Genomic DNA, 20,301 nt, shown 5'->3' with positions numbered 1-20,301 from the left:
GAATCTACTTGCCCCGGCGCGTCAGCCAGCGGCGACGCGCCTCCTGCTGTTCGGCGAGTTCGGCCTCGTCCCAGTAGCCGATGAGCACGCCGGAGCCGATGATCGGGTCGAAATGCCCGACCTTGCCGTCGATCTCCGTCAGCCACTCGTCGGGGACGGTAATGCGGTTGTTGGGCAGCGCCAGCCAGCGCATCAGCATTTTGCGCAGCCGCTCGATATCGCCGGCGGCCGACGGCTCGCGGCCGAGGTCGCGCAATTCGCCGGGGTCGTTCTGGAGATCGAAGAACATCGGCTCGACACCTTCACCATGGACGAGTTTGAAGCGGCCGTCGGTGATCATGTAGAGCTTGCAGCCCGAAACCGGCATGGCGAGCTTCAGCCGCGCCGCATCGCCGCTGTAGTCATATTCGCTGACGGCATAGTTGCGCAGGCTCTTCCGCTCACCCGAAGTCAGCGACAGCAGCGAGCGGCCTTCGAGGACATGCGGCTTGGGCCTGCCGCCGAAATAATCGAGGAAGGTGGGTGCGAGATCGATCATCTCGACCAGCGCGTCCGACGTGGTTCCTCTTGTGACGTCGGCTTCCGGACGAGGATCGTAGACGATCATCGGCACCTTCACCGCGACGTCGTGGAACAGGTATTTCTCGCCGAGCCAATGGTCGCCGAGATAGTCGCCATGGTCAGAAGTGAAGACGACAAGCGTGTTCTTGAACACGCCGCGCTTCTCCATGAAGTCGAACAAATGCCCGAGCTGATCGTCGATCTGCTTGATCAGGCCCATGTAGCAGGGAACGACCGTTTCGCGGACCTCATCGCGCGAGAAGTTTTTTGAGTAGCGTTCCTGCTGGAAGGCTTCGAAGATCGGGTTTGGCGAGACGCGCTCGGCCTCGCTGCGAACGGCCGGCTGGATCTCCGCCTTGCCGTACATGGTGTGGTAGGGCGCTGGCACGATATAGGGCCAGTGCGGCTTGATGTAGGAAAGATGCGCGCACCAGGCTTCGCCCTTGGCCTCGGCGTCCTCGATGAAGCGCATGGCGCGGCGCGTCATGTAAGGCGTCTCGGAATGCTCCTCCGGAATGCGCGCCGCCTTGTCGGCATGGACGAGCAGCCAGCCGTTGAAATTCTCGCCATTCTCGCCTTCGCCGGAATTCGCCCAATGCTCCCAAGGATTTTCGGCCTCGAAGCCATGCTGGCGCAGATAGGTGTCGTAGGCCGGGTCGGGGTCGTAGCTGGTGGAAGGGTGCAGGCCGTCATCGCGCTCGAACGGCTCGAAGCCGCATTCCGCGACACGCACGCCGATGATCGAGTCCCTGTCGATGCCGAGGCGCTCCATGCCTTCCTCGTCGGCCTTCATATGTGTCTTGCCGATGAGTGCACAACGCACGCCGACCTCGCGCAGATGGTCGCCCAGCGTCGGCTCGCCGACCCTGAGCGGCACGCCATTATGCGTCGAGCCGTGCGAGCGGACGTAGCGGCCGGTATAGGCGCTCATGCGCGAGGGGCCGCAGACCGTCGATTGCACATAGGCATTGGTGAAACGCACGCCGCGGCTGGCGAGCCGGTCGATGTTCGGCGTCTTCAGGCTCTTGTGCCCGGCGCAGCTCAGATAATCGAACCGCAGCTGGTCGCACATGATGAAAAGGACGTTGCGTTTCGAGGTCATTGCTGCCCGTCGGAATGGTTCTCGAACCCGGTAATGCCAGAACAATCAGCGCATGCCAACCAGGGCAACCAGCCTGTACAGCTCACCAGAGAACTTTACAAAATCATTTTTCCATGTGAAGTCTCAGGCATCCCAAGGATCCCAAATGACATCCCACCGTTTTGCCACCCGTCTCAATTCCTTCGCCTCGCGGCCCGAGGCGGAGTGGGCCGGGCTTACCGGGAAGCCCTCGGTGCTGCAGATGGCGGCGCGGGCGGCCAAGGTCGAGGGGCTCACCGATCTCGACCTCAACTATCCCGACCATATCGGTGAAAACCCCAGGGAAATCGCACGGAGGCTTGGCGATCTTGGGCTTTCCATCAATGGCTTCGCGATGCGCTACTACTCCAATCCCGCCTTCAAGCTCGGCGCGTTCACCAATCCCGATCCGGCAGTGCGGCGTGAAGCCATCGACCTTACCAAGGCTGGCATCGATGCGGCGCGAGAGGCGGGCGCCGGTCTCATGACATTGTGGCTGGGGCAGGATGGTTTCGACTACGCTTTCCAGGCCGACTACGCGACACTTTGGCAACACGAAATCGACGGTATTCGTGAAGTTGCGGCGCATGACCCCGATTGCGCCATCAGTCTCGAATATAAGCCGAACGAGCCGCGCTCCTATTCGCTGATGCCGGATGCCGCGACCACGTTGCTGGCGATCCGCGAGGCCGGCCTGCCCAATCTGGGCGTCACTCTCGACTTCGCGCATGTTCTTTATGCCGACGAGCAACCGGCCTTTGCCGCCGCTCTTGTCGCCCGTCACAGCAGGTTGCTCGGCGTTCATCTCAACGATGGCTACGCCAAGCGCGACGACGGCCTGATGGTCGGCGCCGTGCACACGCTGCAGACGATCGAGCTGCTGCGTCAAATACGCAGGGACGGCTACGCCGGTGCCATCTATTTCGACACCTTTCCGGACATGACCGGTCTCGACCCGGTGCGCGAATGCGAGGTCAACATCGCGACCGTCAAGCGCATGTTGCGGGTCGTCGAGCGGCTGGGGCAGGACAATCGGCTGGCGGCTGCCCTCGACGGACAGGACGCGGTTGCCTCTCAGGCTGTCGTCCAAGAAATCCTGCTCGGAGCAAATGCAGGATGACGTCCGCGGATCTTCGGGCCGTGGGGCCGCGCATCCGCATGATGATGCCGCATCTCACACCGCTGGAGGCAAAGGTGGTGGAAACCGTGTTCGGCCGCCGCGGTTTCGACGAGACGATCCCTTTGAAGGAGATCGCTGACGAGGCCGGCGTCTCCGAGGCGATGGTGGTGAAGATCGCCAAGAAGCTGGGCTTCTCCGGCTATCGCGACTTCCGGACGGCAGTCTGCGAATACAGCCGCTCGCCGACCGCCGAGATGCACCGGGAACTGTCCGCTGACGACAGTTCGGCCGAGATCGTGCAAAAGGTCTTCCGCACTTCCATACAGGCGCTGGAGGAAACGCTGGCGATTCTTGACATCGGCGATTTCGACCGGGCCGCCAACCTCATTTACCGATCCAGAAATCGCGACTTCTACGGCGTCGGCGGCTCAGCTCAGATTGCCCGGGACGTCTCGCACAAGTTCCTGCGCATCGGCATCCGTGCGGCGGTTTACGACGATTCCCACATGATGCTTATGTCGGCCTCGCTCCTCGGCGCCGAAGACATTGCCGTCGGCTTTTCCCATTCCGGCAACAGCAGCGCGGTGATTGATGCCGTTCAGCTCGCCAGAAAGAACGGCGCCCGCACGCTTGCCGTAACCAACTACGCCAACTCGCCGCTGGCAGCCGAGGCGGATGTCGTGCTCTGCTCGACCGCGCGGGGGTCGCCGCTGATGGGCGAGAATGCGGCCGCCCGTATCGCCCAGCTCAACATCCTGGATGCGCTGTTCGTCGCGGTGGCGCAGCGCGACTATCAGGCGGCGGAGCACAATCTCGGCCGCACCATGTCGGCAGTGACGTCGAAACGCCGGGACAAGAACAGATGAAAGATCGTCGCGGATGAGCGTTGCTTCAGCGGGGCTGGTGGCCGTGTTCGGCAGCCTGCATTACGACATCCTGGTCGACGCACCGGATCGTCCGCGCAAGGGCGAGACGGTGACCGGTTTCGGATGGCAGCCGAAATGCGGCGGCAAGGGCGGCAATCAGGCCCTGTCGGCGGCGCGCGCGGGGGCGAGGTCGGCGATGATCGGTGCTGTCGGCGACGACGATTTCGGCCGTGCGCTGCTCGCCAATCTCAGCCGCAGCAATGTCGATCACCGCTTCGTGCGAGTAGAACCGGGGACCCGATCAGGCATGAGCGTAGCCATCTTCGACGACGATGGCGACTACGGCGCGGTAATCGTTTCCGGCAGCAATCTGACACTCGGCGAAAAGGATGTCGCGGGGGCGGCCGGTGTGCTGGCGCAGGCTGAGGTGCTGTTGCTGCAGAACGAAGTGCCGGAAATCGCCAACATCGCTGCCGCGCGCACGGCGAAGGCTGCCGGCCGCTACGTCGTGCTCAACGCGGCGCCGGCCCGGCCGCTGCCCGCCGAACTCACCGGGCTCGTCGATATCGTGATCACCAACGCCATAGAGGCGGAGTTCCTGGCCGGCATTCCGGTCGTCGACACGCTTGAAGGCGCAGCTGAGGCAGCGCGGCAATTGGCAATCGTTTATCCGGCGGCAATCGTCACCGCCGGCGAGGATGGCGTCGCCTATCACGATCGCGACGGCCGCGCCTTTGCGCTCGGTGCCATTCCGGTGAAGATGGTCAGCACTCATGGCGCTGGTGACGAATTCGTCGGTGCCTTTGCGGCTGCGCTTGCTCGCGGCGAGCCCACCGATGCCGCCATCGCCGCCGCGAATGCCGCCGCCGCCCTGCTGGTCTCGACCCCGGAGGCGGATCGCCAAACGCCCCCTCAAAAGATCCAAGGCGGCGTGCACCGTCCAGAGTAGCCTTCGGTTTACCGATCTAGACAACTGGTGCAATGTTGGTTTGGAGGATCGAGATCGTGCCATTCGTCAGTATCGGCGGCATTGCGTTGCACCATCGCCTTATCGCCGGGACGGCTGCTGCGCGCCCGATCATCTTCATCAATTCGCTCGGCACCGACTTGCGGATCTGGGACGATGTCGTCGCACGGCTTGCCGGTGAGATGCCGATGCTCGTCTATGACAAGCGCGGCCACGGACTTTCCGACATCGGCAGCGGCGTGCGCTCGATCGACGACCATGTCGACGATCTGAGCGCGCTCATCGATTGCTTCGGCTTCCAGAAGGTCGTGCTTTTTGGCCTGTCGGTCGGCGGTATGGTCGCGCAGGGGTTCTATGCACGGCGGCCCGAACTCGTCGAAGCGCTGATCCTCAGCGACACCGCGCACAAAATAGGCACCCCCGAGAGCTGGAACAGCCGCATCGCGACGGTCGAGCGTGACGGCATCGAGGCGATTGCCGATGGCATCATGAAGGTGTGGTTCACGCCGGATTTTCATGCCAACCGCGCCGCCGAGCTTGCCGGTTGCCGCAACATGCTGACCAGGCAGGCGCTGCCGGGTTACATCGGCACGTGTATGGCGGTTCGCGATGCGGATTTCACCGACAGCGCGCGCCGCATCGCGGTGCCGACGCTCTGCATCGTCGGCGACCAGGACGGCTCGACGCCGCCCGATCTCGTGCGCTCGCTTGCCGACCTGATCCCCGGCGCGCGCTTCGAGGTGATCCGCGGCGCCGGGCACATTCCCTGCATCGAGCAGCCCGACGCGGTCGTCGCCCTGATCCGCGCCTTCGTCGCATCGTTGCCTGAGGGAAAGCATCTCCATGGGCGATGACGCAAACAATACCAACCGATACCGGACCGGGCTCGAGGGCGACGCATCGCATCGATTGCGAGGCGGTGCGCTTCTCCTGGTGGATGACGACGATCCTCCACCGCTTCCCCGAGACGGGTGAGTTCGGTCAGCGCATCCAGGAAGCCGAGCTCAATTATCTCGTACACTTCAAGGCCGCCTCGACCGCGCTGGCGGAGAACTATGTCGGCCTGCCTTACTGAGCGGGCCGAGCCGTGACCCGTTCCAGTGCAATCGCAATGCCCTGGCCGACGCCGATGCACATGGTGGCCAAAGCGTAGCGTCCGCCGCGCTCGCGCAGCTCCAGCGCCGCGGTTCCGGTGATGCGCGCGCCCGACATGCCAAGCGGATGACCGAGCGCGATGGCGCCGCCGTTGGGATTCACATGCTTCGCCTGCTCGGAAATTCCGAGTTCGCGCAGCACGGCAATGCCTTGCGAGGCGAAGGCTTCGTTCAACTCGACGACGTCGAATTGGTCAGGCCTCAAGCCGAGACGGGCGCAGAGCTTTTTGGTTGCCGGCGCGGGACCGATACCCATGATGCGCGGCGCGACGCCGGCAACAGCACCGCCGAGAATGCGGGCGATCGGCGTCAGGCCATGTTTCCTGGCCGCCGCTTCGGAGGCGATGATCAGCGCGGCAGCACCGTCATTGACGCCGGAGGCGTTGCCGGCGGTCACGGTGCCGCCCTGGCGGAACGGCGTCGGCAGCTTGGCCAGCGCCTCGATGGTCGTGCCGGCGCGGGGATGCTCGTCCTTCGAGACGACGATTGGCTCGCCTTTTCTTTGCGGGATCGCCACCGGCGTGATCTCCTTCGCCAGCCGGCCATCGGCCTGCGCCGCAACAGCCTTGTCCTGGCTGCGCGCGGCAAAGGCGTCCTGGTCGGCTCTGCTGACCGAAAACTCCTCGGCGACGTTCTCGCCGGTCTCCGGCATGGAATCGACGCCGTACTGCTTCCTCATCAGCGGGTTGACGAAGCGCCAGCCGATGGTGGTGTCGTAGATCTCGGCATTGCGCGAGAAGGCGGTGTCGGCCTTCGGCATGACGAAGGGCGCGCGGCTCATCGATTCCACCCCGCCGGCAATCATCAGCTCGGCCTCGCCGGCCCTGATGGCCCGGGCGGCGATGGTGACGGCATCCATGCCCGAGCCGCACAGCCGATTGACCGTCGAACCCGGAATGTCCTGGGGAAGGCCGGCCAGCAGCAGCGCCATGCGGGCGACGTTGCGGTTGTCCTCGCCGGCCTGGTTGGCGCAGCCAAAGACGACGTCGTCGACGGCGGCCCAGTCGACGCCCAGGTTGCGCTCGACCAACGCCTTCAGCGGAATGGCGGCGAGATCGTCGGCTCGCACCGAGGATAGCGCGCCGCCAAAACGGCCGATCGGCGTGCGGATGTAGTCGCAGATGAAGGCATCAGTCATTATGCAGCTTTCCCTTTGGCGGTACCCGCATGGGCGGCCTTGGTGCGCGCCTGCAAATCGCGCAATGTCTTCAGCTCGAGTTCCGTCGGCGCCGGCGTCTCGTCAAGCGCCTCGGCAAACTTTGCTTCCCAGCCACAGGTCGCCTGCACCTCTTCGCGGGTGACGCCGGGATGCAGCGACACGACGGTGAATTCCTTGGTGACACGGTCCGGCTTCCAGACGGCGAGGTCGGTGATCAGCAAGCTCGGACCGGCGGTGTCGATGCCGAGCCGCTTGCGATGGTCGCCACCCTCGCCATGGCCGAAGGAGGTGAAGAAGTCGATCTTTTCGACCATGCCGCGCTTCGACTGCGCCATGGTGATGTAGACCTCTCGCGAGGAGGTGGCGATCTCCGGCGCGCCGCCGCCGCCGGGCAGCCGCGTCTTGGGATGCGCATAGTCGCCGATGACTGTAGTGTTGATGTTGCCGAATTTGTCGAGCTGGGCGGCGCCAAGGAAGCCGATGGTGATGCGGCCGCCCTGCAGCCAGTAGCGGAACATCTCCGGCACCGCGACGGTGGTGACCGCAGTCTCGCACAATTCGCCGTCGCCGATCGACAGCGGCAAAATGTGGGGCGCGGTGCCGATGGTGCCGCTCTCGTAGATCAGCGTGATGTCCGGCGCATGGGTCAGCCGCGCGACATTGCAGGCGGCCGACGGCGCCCCGATGCCGACAAAGCAGACATCGTCGTTCTTCAGCGCGCGGCTCGCGGCAATCGTCATCATCTCGTTGGGAGTGAAGCCCAAATCGATCTCGCTCATGCGGCTTTCCTCAGATGCTCGACGCGAGCAGCGAAGTCGTCTGCGCTGCTCTCGATGACGTTCTTCTGCATCCATGCCTGAAAGCGGTCGCGGTCGGCGGCGATCTCGTCCCATTCGAGATAGGCGGAGTTGTCGCGCTCGTAATAGCCATGCGTGTAGGAGGGATGCGAGCCGCCCGGCACGATCGAGATTGCCGCGATCGTCCAATTCGGCAGCACGGTGAGATTAGGGTGGAGATCGTCGAAACTGTCGACCACTTCCTCGACGGTCACCACCGCGCGTTTGGCGGCGAGCACGGCCTCTTTCTGGATGCCGATGATGCCTTCGACCAGCACATTGCCTTTGCGGTCGGCCTTCTGCGCGTGGATGAAGGTGACGTCGGGCCGGATCGCCGGAACGGCGGCCAGCACCTCGCCGGTAAACGGGCAGGTTATGGACTTGATGTTTGCATTGACGGCGGCAAGGCCTGCGCCGCGATAGCCGCGGAACACCGCGCAGGGCAGGCCGGCGGCCCCCGCCTCATAGGCGTTGGCCATGCCGGCGTGGCTGTGCTCCTCGACCTCGATCGGCCGCGGAAAGCCGTTCTCGATGGCGTCGCGAACGCGCCTGAGCAGGCCGACGCCGGGATTGCCGAGATAGGAGAAGACGATCTTCTTGGCCATGCCCATGCCGATCATCTGATCGTAGATCAGGTCGGGCGTCATGCGGATCAGCGTCAGGTCGCGAAAGCCCTGGCGGATTGCCTCATGGGCCGCGGCGGTCGGGATCAAATGGGTGAAGCCCTCGAAGGCGACCGTATCGCCATCGTGCAGAGTCTCCGCAACGGCCTTTTTCAGCGGCAGGAAGTTGACCATCGTCCATTGCTCCGGAGATCAAGGTTCATATCGGAGCATATGAGAGCGCCCCTCTCGCGTCACTATGAGGATGCCTGCAGTCAGATGAGGTGCAGCGCAAAACATCCGGACATGCACGACGTGGCCGTTGACGCTTCGTCTCAGATACGCTAATGAACAGGATTATACAGGTTCATTGAACAGGTATCTATATGGCCCGTCGCGCGACGCAACTCACTCCCGGCACGGGCAAGCCCGAGCAGATCGCGACGGTTCTGGAGCACGAGATCCGCTCAGGCGTGCTCGGCTTCGGCGATCGCCTGCAGAGCGAGAACGAGCTCGTCCAGCGCTTCTCGGTCAGCCGCAACACGGTTCGCAAAGGGCTGGAAGAGCTTTCAAGCCGCGGCCTCATCACCACCAAGGTCGGCATCGGGTCCTTCGTCACTTTCGACGGCATGCCGGTCGATGACGCGATCGGCTGGTCGCGCGCGCTCGCCAATGCGGGCGCCAATGCCGAAACCCGGACGCTTAGGCTCGAGATCATCGAGGATGCCCAGCTCGCGGCAAAGCTCGGTGTCGAGAGCTCGTCTTTCATCGCCGTCGATCGCGTCCGTACCAATGCCGATGACGGCCATGCGATCTCGATCGAACGCAGCCGCCTGCCGCTGTCGCCCGAGCTGGAAGACGTGCCGCTGCGCGGGCTTCGCGAAGGCTCGCTGCACCAGACGCTGCGCGGGGCAGGGCTGGTGTCCGACCATGGCGAGGAGTGGGTCGACATCGAGATGCTCAGCGCTGCTGATGCCGCCATCCTCGATTGCGCTCCGGGCACGCCGTTCCTCAGGACGCGGCGGCTGACGCGCGCCGCCGACGGCCGCGCCATCGAATTCGTCACCAGCCTGCTCAACCCGGCGCATTTCGCGCTGCATCTGGAGTTCTGAGCATGGCGGCCGACGCGATCGACCGGGCGATGGGCGCGCTGATCGGCGGCGCGCTTGGCGATGCGCTGGGCATGCCGACACAGCTTCTGTCGCCCGCCCGCATCGCCGAGCTCTATGGCCATGTCGAGGGTTTCGTCGCGCCCGCCGTCGACCATCCGGTGTCGAAGGGGCTGCCGGCAGGTGCCATCACCGACGACACCGAGCAGGCCCTGCTGCTCGGCCGCATCCTGGTCAGCTCCGGCAATCGCTTCGACCATGCGCGATGGGTCAACGCGCTGCTCGACTGGGAGCGCGACGTCAAGGCGCGTGGCAGTTACGACCTGCTTGGACCGTCGACCAAGCGGGCCATCGACGCCATCAATAACGGCGTGCCGGCGGAAGAAGCGGGGCGAACTGGCGACACCAACGGCGCCGCGATGCGGATTGCGCCGGTCGGCATTATGATCCGCCCGGAGCCGCTCGATGCCCTGGTTGCGAAAGTCGCGGAAACCTGCCGGGCTACGCACAATACGTCGATTGCGATTGCCTCCGCAGCCGCGGTTGCTGCCGCGGTCAGTCTCGGTGTTTCGGGCGCCGACTGGCGCGTTGCTTCCGGCCATGCCGTCGCGGCGGCAAAGCTTGGTGCCGCGCTCGGTCACTGGGCCACCGGCGGCGACATCGCCGAACGCATTCTCCGGGCGCAGGAACTTGTGCGCGGGAAGGGCGACAAAGAGGCGATCCGGTTGATCGTTGATCTGATCGGCACGGGGGTCGCCAGCCAGGAGTCGATTCCTGCAGCATTCGCCGTGCTGGAGGTTGCCAACGGGGATGCGTGGCGAGCGGCAGTGATCAGCGCCAATCTCGGTGGCGACACCGACACCATAGGCGCCATCGCCGCCGGCATGGCGGGCGCCTGTTCGGGCCTGTCGGGCCTGCCGCAAGATCAAATCGCGGGGCTGAAGGGCGTCGATCTCGCGGAGGTCGAGGCGTTGGCCAATGATCTCGTCGCGGCGCGCATGGCGAAGGCCCGTGGCGGCAAGGAGGACGCCGCATGAGCGGGCGCCTCGTTCATGTCGGCAGCGCGGTGGTCGACTATGTCTATCGCATCGACGCTCTTCCGGCGGCGGGCAGCGAAAAGACCGCGACGAGCTATTCGCGCGTCGCCGGCGGCGGCTTCAACATGATGGTCGCGGCGAGCCGCACCGGCATGAAGGTGGTGTTCGGCGGACAGCTTGGCATCGGGGCAGACGGCGACTTCCTGCGCGCGGCTTTCGCCGCTGAAGGCATCGAGACGCTGACGCCGCCGTCACCCTTGATGGACAGCGGCAATTGCGTCGCCATGATCAGCAGCGATGCGGAACGTACCTTCGTCTCGTGGCCGGGCGCAGAGAGCGTGCTGACACCGGACATGATGGTGCCCGTCCAAGTCATTCCGGGCGATTGGGTTTTCACCTCCGGCTATACGTTGAGCTACCCTGGCAGCCGCGAAGCGCTCGCCGACTGGATCGAGGCGCTGCCGGAGGAAGTTCCCGTAGTCTTCGATCCGACGCCTGTGATCGCGGACATTCCGCGCCCGATCCTGGACAGGGTGCTTGCCCGCACCGCCTGGCTGAGCTGCAACGCCGACGAGGCCGCCGCAATAGCCGGCCGTGGCGACGCGCAGACCGTCGCGATCCGGCTTCTGGCCGAACACTGCCCAAAAGCTGCGGGCGTCGTGATCCGCGCCGGCGCGCATGGCTGCCTTGTGCGGCTGGCAGAAGGCGGCACGCACGCGATCCCCGGCTTCGCGGTCAGCGCCGTCGACACCAATGGTGCCGGCGATACGCATATCGGCGCCTTCGTCAGCGCATTGTCGCGCGGCCTGTCGCCCTGCGAAGCGGCGCGCTACGCGAACGCCGCGGCGGCCGTTTCCGTCACCCGTCATGGCGGCTCGTCCGCGCCGACCGACAGTGAGATCCAGGAATTCCTAAGTCATCGCGATCAAGGAACGATAGCGCATGGCCGGGAGGACGCGACTGCAACTTAACAAGCCCATCAACCGGGCCAACAATGAGAGGAAAAAACATGCGCATGCCCAGACTGACCGCTTTTCTGACGGCGACCGCCGTCTTCGTCTCAGCATTCACGTTTGCCGCCCAGGCCGCCGAAGAAGTGCATGTGCTCAACTGGAAGGGCTACGGCGCCGACGAGCCATGGGCGGTCGCCAACTTCGAGAAGGCGACCGGCTACAAGGTCGTCAATGACTTCTTCAACTCCGAACAGGAGATGCTGACCAAGCTGAGGACCAATCCCGGCCTCTACGACGTCGTCATGATCAACGCCGCCTTCAACGACCAGGCGATGGCCGGCAAGCTGATCCAGCCGATCGATACATCGAAGCTCTCCAACTATGCCGATATCGCCAAGGACAAGGCCGGCTCGCCGATGCTGAACCATGACGGCAAGGTCTATGGCGTGCCGTGGGTATGGGGCCTGACCGCTCTAGCCATCAACGAGAAGTCGTTCGACAAGCCGCCGACGAGCATCGCCGAGATGTGGGATCCGGCCCATAAGGGCCGCGTCATCATCCGCGACGACGCCGTCGAGGCTGTACAGTTCGGCGCCATCGCATCGGGGCAGAACATCAACGACATCAAGGATATGGGCGCGGTCAAGGCGAAGCTCACCTCGCTGATGCCGCAGATCAAGACCTTCTGGAGTTCGGAGAACGACTGGAACCAGATGGTTGCCTCCAACCAGATCGATATCGGTACCTACTGGAGCGGCTCCGCCGACCGTGCCAAGACGCATTTCAAGCTGCCGGTCTCGCTGGTCATCCCGCAGGAAGGCGCCGTCGCCTGGCTGGACGCCTTCTCCATCCCGGCCGGTTCCAAGAATGTCGCCGGCGCCGAGGCCTTCATAAACTACATGATCGACCCGAAATTCTATGTCGAATGGGTCACAAAGGTCGGCGCGCCGGTTTCGGCCAACACCAAGGCGGTCGAGGCGCTGCCCGAGGACGCCTTCAACCGAAAGGTCATGGGCAGCCCAGAGGTCGCCAAACGTATCCAGTTCCAGGCGCCGGTCACCGATGAGCAGCGCGAGAAATACCTGGCACTTTGGCAGGAGCTGAAGGTCAACGTGAAATAGTTGGCGTCTTACGGGGAGGAGAGGCATCATGGCTGAGCAGCTCGCGACCGGTTCGCGCCGCGGACTGCGGCCAGCCCTGCCGCTTCTGCTTCCCGCTTATCTGTGGCTGACGGTAGCGATCTTTCTGCCGCTGTCGGCCATGGTGTTCTTCTCCTTCATGACCGACCTGCCGCTGGCCGGGAAGGAATGGTCGTTCACGCTTGGCAACTACGCCGCCTTCTTCTCGCAAAGCCTTTATCTGACGCTTCTTCTGGCCTCGCTGCGGCTCGGGCTCGAGGTCACGCTTTGGTGCGTCGTCATCGGCTATCCGGCGGCTTACGTGCTGGCGAAGGTTCTTAAAGGCCGCAGCCGCGAGGCGATCTTCCTGCTGGTCATCCTGCCTTTCTGGTCGAACGGGCTGGTGCGCATCTTCTCCTGGGCCATGGTGCTGCGTGAGGGCGGCATTCTCGACATCACGCTCAATGCCGTCTTGCCGTTCAAGATCAATATCGATCTCATGTATTCCTACCCGGCGGTCATCATCGGCCTGGTGCACTCCTACGTGCCCTATATGGTGCTCACCTGTTACCTCACGCTGCAGGCGATCGACGACTCGCTGATCGAGGCGGGCCGCTCGCTCGGGGCTTCGCGGCTGCAGATGCTCAAGCGGGTGATCATCCCGCTGTCGATGCCCGGCCTGATCGCTGGTGCGGCGTTGATCTTCGTGCCGGTGGTGGGCTCCTTCATGGAGCCGCGCATCCTCGGCGGCCGCACCGGCACCTTCTACGGCACCGTCATAGAGGACCAGTTTGTTGCCGTCTTCAACTGGCCGCTGGGCGCGGCGCTCTCCTTCATCCTGCTTGCCGTAGTGCTGGTCATCCTGGCGCTCGCGGCACCGGTCTTGCGGAGGGCCGGCTGATGGCGACGACGCGCATTCTGGAGTGGGTCGGGCGCTTTTACATCTTCCTGTTGCTCGGCTTCCTCTATCTGCCGATCATCATCATGGCGCTGATGTCGTTCAACGCCTCGCCTTTTTACCAGCTGCCGTTCGAGTGGACGACGGACTGGTATGCTTCGCTCTGGCAAAACGACCAGCTGATCGCGGCGACCTGGAACAGCATCGAGATCGCGATCATCACCACCGTCATCTCGACGGTGCTCGGGTCAGCCGCCTCGCTGGCGCTCTACCGCTACGAGTTCCGCGGCAAGAAATTCCTGCAGGCGCTGCTCTTCCCGCCGATCGCCATTCCGTGGCTGATCACCGGCACCGCGATGCTGATCTTCTTCTTCGGCATCGGCATCGGTCGCGGGCTCATCGCCATCCTGCTCGGCCATGTCGCGCTGGCGCTGCCCTACGTCATCGTGGTCGTGTCCGCCCGCCTGCAAACCTTCGCGCCGGAGCTGGAAGAAGCGGCGCGTTCGCTCGGCGCCAATCAGTGGCAGGTTACCGTGCGTGTAACTTTGCCCTGGATCATGCCTGGCGTGATCGCCGGCGGACTGTTCGCATTCGCTGTCTCCTTCGACCAGTTCGTGGTCTCGTACTTCCTGTCGACGCCAGGCCAGACGACGCTGCCGGTCGAAATCTACGCCGCGATCCGCAAGGGATTCACGCCCGAGATCAACGCGGTGTCGACCATCATCATCGTGGTGTCGATGGCGCTCATGCTGCTGACGGCGCGCTTCTTCAAATTCGGCGGAGAGAAATAATGGCCGGCGTCCAGGTATCGAACGTCTCCCGTAGTTTCGGCGCGCACAAGGCGCTGGACCACGTCTCGATCGACTTTCCGGATGGCGGCTTCTATGCCTTGCTCGGCCCTTCCGGCAGCGGCAAGACCACGCTGCTCAGGCAGATCGCCGGCTTCGACTTTCCCGATAGCGGCCGCATCGCCATCGGCGGCGAAAGCGTCGAGCGCGTGCCGGTAGAAAAGCGCCGCATCGGCATGGTGTTCCAGAACTATGCGCTGTTTCCCAATATGAGCGTCGCCGACAACGTCGCCTTCGGCCTTTCGGTGCGCGGCGAAGCTAAGGCGACGATCGCAACGGAAGTGCAGCGGGCGCTGGATCTTGTGCAACTCGGCAAGCTCGGCGGCCGCCGGCCGCACCAGCTCTCGGGCGGCCAGCGGCAGCGTGTGGCGCTGGCGCGCGCCATCGTCACCAAGCCGCGCGTGCTTTTGCTCGACGAGCCGCTCGGCGCGCTCGACAAGGCGCTGCGCGTCGACATGCAGATCGAGCTGAAGCGCATCCAGCGCGAGATCGGCATCACCACCATCTTCGTCACCCACGACCAGGAAGAGGCGCTGACGATGAGCGACCGCATCGGCATATTGCGCGACGGCAGGCTGGTGCAGGAAGGGCCGCCGGAGGAGATCTACGACCGGCCGCAAAGCGAGTTCGCCGCGACCTTCCTCGGCGACGCCAACATCTTTCGCGGCGATGCGACCGGCCACGGCATCAGGCTACCGGATGGCATGACGATTGCCGCCGGTTCCGGGCCTTCGCTGGCGGCCGGCACCAAGGCGAGCTGCGCCGTTCGCCCGGAGCGCATCCAGATCTCGACCGGCAACGCCAAGCTCGATATGGGCAACGCGAACATGCTCGAGGGTCAAGTTTCAAAACGCATCTTTGCCGGCAACAACAGCACCTACTTCGTCGACCGAGACGGGCAGACGGTGAAGGTGATCGTCCAAAACACCGGTGCCGAGCGTCTTGCCGAGGGCCAGCCGGTGGTGCTCAGCTGGTCGCCGGAAAGTACTGTGCTTATCGCCGCGTAAGCCGGATCCCCGGTCCCTGATGGGAAATGATGGCGCGGCCCTTGGCTGCCCGCCTGATCCTGGCGTTATATCCAGTCCTCGACGGGAGGAATGGATGGCGAGCATGGAGTTCGAGCCGGACGTGAAAGTCCGGGTCAAGGAGTACCGGATCGGCTGCATCGGCGCCGGCATGATCATGGCCGAGTGCCATCTCGCCGCCTACGCACAAGCCGGCTTTCCGGTGGTGGCGATCGCCTCACGAACCAGGGCGAATGCCGAAAAGGTCGCCGGCCGCTGGGGCATTCCGACCGTCTGCGATACGCCGGAGCGGCTGATCGAAGACAGCCGCGTCGAGATCGTCGACCTTGCCTTCCCGCCGGACCAGCAGCCCGCGCTGATCCGCCATGCACTGAACCAGCCGCACATCAAGGCGATTCTGGCGCAGAAGCCACTGGCGCTCTCGGTCGAGGAAGCGGTGAAGCTGCGCGACGAGGCGGCGGCCTCCGGCAAGATCCTCTCGGTCAACCAGAACATGCGCTACGACCAGTCGATGCGCGTCTTGAAGCAGATCATCGATAGCGGCGCGCTGGGCGAGATCGTCTTCGCCGAGATCGACATGCATGCCATCCCGCACTGGCAAACTTTCCTCGCCGGATATGACCGGCTGACGCTCGCCAATATGAGTGTGCACCACCTCGACGTGCTGCGCTTCCTGTTCGGCGACCCTGACGAAATCACGACGCTGACGCGCAGGGATCCGCGCACCAAGTTCGAACATTCCGACGGCATCACCGTTTCGACGCTGCGCTTTCCCTCCGGCGTGCTCGCGGTGTCGCTGGAGGACGTCTGGTCCGGCCCGCGTCAGGAAGGCTATTCCGACGACCAGCACATCGACTGGCGCGTCGATGGTACCAAGGGTGTCGCCAAGGGCACGATCGGTTGGCCGAAGGGCGTCGCCTCGACGCTGACCTACGCCTCGACCGAGACGACCGGCGGCAAATGGATCAGCCCGAGCTGGGAGACGATGTGGTTTCCGCATGCCTTCATCGGCGTCATGGAGCAGCTGCAATATGCGCTCAAGACCGGCACGCCGCCGGCGCTTTCCGTTGCCGACAACGTCAACACCATGGCGCTGGTGGAGGCCGGTTACCGGTCGATGGCGGAGGGCCGCACCATCAGGCTGTCCGAAATCCCTGTCGACCAGGCGACTAAGAAACAGGGCAATTGAATCGCTTATCGGGAGGACTTCACCTCATGATGCAGGCAGGTATCTTCACAGGCTATTTTCCGTATGAGCTCGAGGAGGTCGCCAGGCGCATCCGGGCGCTCGATTTCAACACCGTGCAGCTCGACCTGCATTTCAAGGATATCGACCTCTCGGCCGGACAGATCACCAGGGACAAGGCGAGGCCGGTGCGCGATACGTTCCGCGACCACAACCTGCCGGTTTGCTGCGTGTCCGGCTACACGAACATCATCCACCCGGACAGGGCCGAGCGCGAGCGGCGGCTTGCCTACCTGAAGGAGATCATCCGGAACGCGCGCGATTTCGGCTCGCCTTACGTGATCTCGGAAACCGGCACCTACAACACCGAATCCGACTGGGTGCATCATCCGAAGAACAAGACCGAGGAGGGTTTTGAGGAGTGCCGCAAGGTGATCTCGGATCTTGCCCAGACCGCCTACGACCACGGCGCGGTGTTCCTGCTCGAAACCTACGTCAACAACGTTGTCGGCTCGGTCGAGGAGACGGTCAGGATGTTCGCTCAGGTCGATCATCCCGGCCTCGGCCTGTTGATGGACCCGACGAACTATTTCGAGGCGCACAACATCGACCGCATGGATCAAGTGCTGAACCAGGTGTTCGACACGCTGACGGACAAGATCAAAATCGCGCATGCCAAGGACGTGAAGCGTTCGGGCGGCGACAGGACGGAGAAGCATGCCGACATCGGCGACGCGGAGGCGCATGAGGGGCTGACCTTCCGCGGCGTCGGCGAGATCGAACTGCCGGCGCCGGGGCTCGGCGTGCTGAATTACGATCTCTATCTCAAACGTCTCAGCGAAAAGCACCCGAACATCCCGGTGATCATCGAGCATCTCGACGAGGAGGACGTGCCGCGCGCCAAGAAATTCCTCGACGGGAAATTCCGCGCCAACGGGCTTTAATGACGATGACGACCACCGGTACGAAGCGCGACTACAGCCTTGTCGGCGAGAGCACGCGGCTTGCGATAGAGACCGGACTTGCATCGGCCGAGTGGTACCACACCGACGTGCCGCGCAAGGTGATGAAGGAGCTGATGCAGCGTTGCGACGGGCCGGCGATCCGCGATAGCGTCATCTGGATCTCGGCGATCCTGGGCTCAGCCGCCGGCATTATCTGGTTCTGGGGCACGTGGTGGGTCGTGCCATTCATGTTCGTCTATGGCGTGCTCTATGGCTCGTCGAGCGACTCGCGCTGGCACGAATGCGGGCACGGCACCGCGTTTCGCACGCGCTGGATGAACGATGTCGTTTATCACATCGCCTCGTTCATGCTGATGCGCAATCCGGTGCAGTGGCGCTGGAGCCATGCCCGTCACCACACCGACACCATCATTGTCGGCCGCGATGCCGAGATCGCCGTTATGCGGCCCCCGGACCTCATCAAAGCTGCGCTCGCCTTCACGGGCATTCTCGACTTCCGCTATTCGCTGCCCACGCTGGTGCGCCAGGCCTTCGGCAAGCTGTCGGACGACGAGAAGAGCTACATTCCGGAGATGGAGCAGCACAAGGCGGTGATCGCGGCGCGCTGGCACATCGCGGTATACGTCGCGACGATCGCTGTCGCGATCGCGCTTGGGTCATGGATACCGCTGATGCTGATCGGCCTGCCGCGGCTCTACGGCACCTGGCACATGGTAACGACCGGCCTGCTGCAGCATATCGGGCTGGCCGACAACGTCACCGACCATCGGCTCAACACGCGCACCGTCTACATGAACCCGATAAGCCGGTTCATCTACTGGAACATGAACTACCATGTGGAGCATCACATGTTTCCGATGGTGCCCTACCACGCGCTGCCCAGGCTGCATGAGCTGGTCAAGCACGATTTGCCGGAGCCGAACCCGTCGATGTGGCATGCCTATCGCGAGGTCTGGCCGGTGCTGCTCAGGCAGCTGAAATACGAGGACTACTTCCTCAAGCGCGAATTGCCGCCGACGGCCAAGCCCTATCGCGGCGAATTCCACGATCTCGACATAACGGCTGCGGCTGCCGAATAAGGTCGGTGCGCGCGGCAGTTGCGCGAACCCAATCAGGAGAACACAAGATGCAGGAGTGGGTCGAAGCGTGCGCGGTCGACGACGTGGATGAGGAGGACGTGATCCGCTTCGACCATGGCGGCCGCACCTTCGCGATCTACCGCTCGCCTGACGACGAGTTCTTCGCCACCGACGGGTTCTGCACGCATGAAAAGGCACATCTGGCCGACGGGCTGGTGATGGACGACATCATCGAATGCCCGAAGCACAATGGCCGCTTCAACTATAAGACCGGTCAGGCCAAGGGCGCGCCGGTCTGCGTCAACCTCAAAACCTATCCGGTCAAGGTCGAGGCCGGCAAGGTGATGATCGATATCGGTTGAAGGCAAGCGGCGCATCGCGGCGTTCTCGGAATATGTCGGCGACGTCAAACAGCGGCGCCTATCCGGAAGACCGGCACATCGTGCATATGGATCCAGACGAGCTCACGCTTTTCATGAAGAAAGTGGACGCAAGAGCCTGAACGGGCACTGCGATGGGTCTGCCTGGTTCGCCGCCAAGTGCGGCAGGTATTGGGCCGGCCTCGCGGCCCAAGCCGGTAAGCTGTCGTCGAGATCGGCGCCTAATTTCGTGCCTTGACCACGCCCATCAGGACCTCCGGATAGGTTGCGGCCATCATCCCCTGGTCGGCCTGCGCGGCAAAGATGGCGGTGCACCGTTCGGCGTTGAAGCGGAAACGGCGTCGGTATTTTTCCTTATTGAGAATGATCCCGGAGAGGCCGTCAAATTTGCGGAGCAATCGCTTGCGCAGACCTCTCGTCCAGAGCGGACGCTTGAACCGATCGAGCCAGGGCGTATCTTTCGCAAGGTTGCGATAGATCGCCATCGCGGCGAGTTCCACTCCTTCAGGGCTTGGCCACCACGGCTTTCCAAAGGTGAAATGACGCGCGAAGGCTCTGCTGAAGGGTATCTGGCTGGAATAGTTGGTCTGCAGATTCCAGAGCGGATGCATCGTTTGCCAGCGTCCGGCAAACGCTATGTTGAGCGCTCCCTGATCGAGCTTCGGTACGCGCCGCAGCGCCAGTTCGCGCGCCCGCTCCAAGAGCCCCTCGGCGCGGATCATTGGCATGTTCAGCACCAGTATGCCGGCGTTGAAATGCGATGAGCCGGGCTCCATCTCAAGAGACTCACGGCAGCTCGGATCGAAATAGGTCTGTTCGTCATGGGCCGCCAAGAGTGGGGCATTCAGTTCAACATCGGCCAAGTCGGTGATCGACCGGTTGAAGATAACGTCAGTGTCCACATAGACGAGCCTGTCGTAAGGCTCGAATACCGCCAGCTTGTCGGCAAGCAGGCGAATGTAGGTTGCTACGCTGAGGTGACCGGGATCGAAATCGAATTCCTTCATGAGATCGGACACGTCGACGATCTTGACGGCAGCGCCGAGCAATCGGTCCGCGACCGGCAAATCCTCAGTTCCGGCGGCCATATGAAGGATGAAACCGTCGATAGGCGCAGATACGTCCAGTATGCGCCGCGCGCCCAGAACGGCGTATGGGAAATTTTTCGCGTCTGCCGCCAAGACGAAGCAGGAACGATGCAATTGAGCCACCCCTTATATGCCCTTGGCTCTTCATATCCGAACTCATCGTGCAACCCAAGAGGGTGCCGAGGGGTGCGGCCGGCGGGCCCATAAGCGGCGGAGCCCGGCCATCCGAT

General features: G+C 63.5%; 20 protein-coding genes and 1 pseudogene. 16 read left to right on the top strand and 5 right to left on the bottom strand.

Annotated features, from left to right (window positions below; all coding sequences use genetic code 11):
- Nucleotides 1-4: 4 nt before the first annotated feature.
- Nucleotides 5-1,663 carry a sulfatase-like hydrolase/transferase gene (locus CK224_RS27805; RefSeq protein WP_095783995.1) on the bottom strand — a complete coding sequence of 553 codons (1,659 nt, stop codon included), beginning with the start codon at nucleotides 1,661-1,663 and terminating at the stop codon, nucleotides 5-7.
- Nucleotides 1,664-1,808: 145 nt separating this feature from the next.
- Between CK224_RS27805 and CK224_RS27800 the strand changes: the two genes are divergently transcribed.
- The 5 genes and pseudogenes from CK224_RS27800 to CK224_RS27780 all read left to right on the top strand — a co-directional run.
- Entirely contained in the window at nucleotides 1,809-2,801 is a 993-nt protein-coding gene (locus CK224_RS27800; RefSeq protein WP_095783994.1) for a sugar phosphate isomerase/epimerase family protein, read from the top strand.
- Nucleotides 2,798-3,667, top strand: coding sequence for a MurR/RpiR family transcriptional regulator (locus CK224_RS27795; RefSeq protein WP_095783993.1), 870 nt, complete (start codon nucleotides 2,798-2,800; stop codon nucleotides 3,665-3,667). Before CK224_RS27800 ends, CK224_RS27795 begins: the two co-directional genes overlap by 4 nt.
- A 13-nt stretch (nucleotides 3,668-3,680) precedes the next feature.
- Entirely contained in the window at nucleotides 3,681-4,616 is a 936-nt protein-coding gene (locus CK224_RS27790) for a PfkB family carbohydrate kinase (RefSeq protein WP_095783992.1), read from the top strand.
- 56 nt (nucleotides 4,617-4,672) lie between these two features.
- A complete protein-coding gene (pcaD, locus tag CK224_RS27785; RefSeq protein WP_095784044.1) occupies nucleotides 4,673-5,488 on the top strand; it encodes a 3-oxoadipate enol-lactonase in 816 nt (271 codons plus the stop codon).
- Nucleotides 5,489-5,547: 59 nt separating this feature from the next.
- Nucleotides 5,548-5,709, top strand: a pseudogene (locus CK224_RS27780) (4-hydroxybenzoate 3-monooxygenase); the annotation flags it as partial.
- Here the strand turns inward: CK224_RS27780 and pcaF are convergent.
- From pcaF to CK224_RS27765, 3 genes are read right to left on the bottom strand one after another with little or no spacing between them, the layout of a single operon-like run.
- On the bottom strand, nucleotides 5,703-6,926 hold the full coding sequence (pcaF, locus tag CK224_RS27775) for a 3-oxoadipyl-CoA thiolase (RefSeq protein WP_095783991.1): 1,224 nt from the start codon (nucleotides 6,924-6,926) through the stop codon (nucleotides 5,703-5,705). The pseudogene CK224_RS27780 and the gene pcaF overlap by 7 nt on opposite strands.
- Nucleotides 6,926-7,726: a CoA-transferase subunit beta gene (locus CK224_RS27770; protein ID WP_095783990.1), complete on the bottom strand. Its 801-nt coding sequence runs from the start codon at nucleotides 7,724-7,726 to the stop codon at nucleotides 6,926-6,928. The genes pcaF and CK224_RS27770 overlap by 1 nt, the downstream gene beginning before the upstream one ends.
- Entirely contained in the window at nucleotides 7,723-8,580 is an 858-nt protein-coding gene (locus tag CK224_RS27765) for a CoA transferase subunit A (RefSeq protein ID WP_066992218.1), read from the bottom strand. Before CK224_RS27765 ends, CK224_RS27770 begins: the two co-directional genes overlap by 4 nt.
- A gap of 191 nt (nucleotides 8,581-8,771) precedes the next feature.
- On the opposite strand from CK224_RS27765, the gene CK224_RS27760 reads away from it, so the two are divergent.
- The 11 genes from CK224_RS27760 (at nucleotide 8,772) to CK224_RS27710 (ending at nucleotide 18,965) form a co-directional block, all read left to right on the top strand.
- On the top strand, nucleotides 8,772-9,497 hold the full coding sequence (locus CK224_RS27760) for a GntR family transcriptional regulator (RefSeq protein ID WP_095783989.1): 726 nt from the start codon (nucleotides 8,772-8,774) through the stop codon (nucleotides 9,495-9,497).
- Between the two features lie 2 nt (nucleotides 9,498-9,499).
- A complete protein-coding gene (locus tag CK224_RS27755) occupies nucleotides 9,500-10,531 on the top strand; it encodes an ADP-ribosylglycohydrolase family protein (RefSeq protein ID WP_095783988.1) in 1,032 nt (343 codons plus the stop codon).
- Nucleotides 10,528-11,502: a PfkB family carbohydrate kinase gene (locus tag CK224_RS27750; RefSeq protein ID WP_095783987.1), complete on the top strand. Its 975-nt coding sequence runs from the start codon at nucleotides 10,528-10,530 to the stop codon at nucleotides 11,500-11,502. Before CK224_RS27755 ends, CK224_RS27750 begins: the two co-directional genes overlap by 4 nt.
- A gap of 38 nt (nucleotides 11,503-11,540) precedes the next feature.
- Entirely contained in the window at nucleotides 11,541-12,605 is a 1,065-nt protein-coding gene (locus CK224_RS27745; RefSeq protein WP_066992230.1) for an ABC transporter substrate-binding protein, read from the top strand.
- Nucleotides 12,606-12,633: 28 nt separating this feature from the next.
- Nucleotides 12,634-13,503 carry an ABC transporter permease gene (locus tag CK224_RS27740; protein ID WP_095783986.1) on the top strand — a complete coding sequence of 290 codons (870 nt, stop codon included), beginning with the start codon at nucleotides 12,634-12,636 and terminating at the stop codon, nucleotides 13,501-13,503.
- Nucleotides 13,503-14,291, top strand: a complete 789-nt coding sequence (locus CK224_RS27735; protein WP_095783985.1) for an ABC transporter permease — start codon at nucleotides 13,503-13,505, stop codon at nucleotides 14,289-14,291. Before CK224_RS27740 ends, CK224_RS27735 begins: the two co-directional genes overlap by 1 nt.
- Complete coding sequence (locus tag CK224_RS27730; RefSeq protein ID WP_095783984.1) at nucleotides 14,291-15,355, top strand: ABC transporter ATP-binding protein; 1,065 nt, start codon at nucleotides 14,291-14,293, stop codon at nucleotides 15,353-15,355. The genes CK224_RS27735 and CK224_RS27730 overlap by 1 nt, the downstream gene beginning before the upstream one ends.
- A 94-nt stretch (nucleotides 15,356-15,449) precedes the next feature.
- Complete coding sequence (locus CK224_RS27725; RefSeq protein WP_095783983.1) at nucleotides 15,450-16,562, top strand: Gfo/Idh/MocA family oxidoreductase; 1,113 nt, start codon at nucleotides 15,450-15,452, stop codon at nucleotides 16,560-16,562.
- A 26-nt stretch (nucleotides 16,563-16,588) separates the two neighbouring features.
- Nucleotides 16,589-17,503: a sugar phosphate isomerase/epimerase gene (locus CK224_RS27720; RefSeq protein ID WP_095783982.1), complete on the top strand. Its 915-nt coding sequence runs from the start codon at nucleotides 16,589-16,591 to the stop codon at nucleotides 17,501-17,503.
- A 5-nt stretch (nucleotides 17,504-17,508) separates the two neighbouring features.
- Nucleotides 17,509-18,603 (top strand): fatty acid desaturase family protein, encoded by a 1,095-nt coding sequence (locus tag CK224_RS27715; RefSeq protein ID WP_176478040.1) that lies wholly within the window; start codon nucleotides 17,509-17,511, stop codon nucleotides 18,601-18,603.
- 47 nt (nucleotides 18,604-18,650) lie between these two features.
- Nucleotides 18,651-18,965, top strand: coding sequence for a MocE family 2Fe-2S type ferredoxin (locus CK224_RS27710; RefSeq protein ID WP_095783981.1), 315 nt, complete (start codon nucleotides 18,651-18,653; stop codon nucleotides 18,963-18,965).
- Nucleotides 18,966-19,204: 239 nt separating this feature from the next.
- Here CK224_RS27710 and CK224_RS27700 read toward each other — a convergent pair whose 3' ends face one another.
- Entirely contained in the window at nucleotides 19,205-20,185 is a 981-nt protein-coding gene (locus CK224_RS27700; RefSeq protein WP_095783980.1) for a glycosyltransferase, read from the bottom strand.
- Between the last annotated feature and the right edge of the window lie 116 nt (nucleotides 20,186-20,301).

Origin of the sequence: Mesorhizobium sp. WSM3862 (assembly GCF_002294985.1) — a bacterium.
GTDB lineage: Bacteria > Pseudomonadota > Alphaproteobacteria > Rhizobiales > Rhizobiaceae > Mesorhizobium.
The sequence above is the reverse complement of the archived record's forward strand: the minus strand, read 5'-3'. Positions and strand labels throughout refer to the sequence as shown.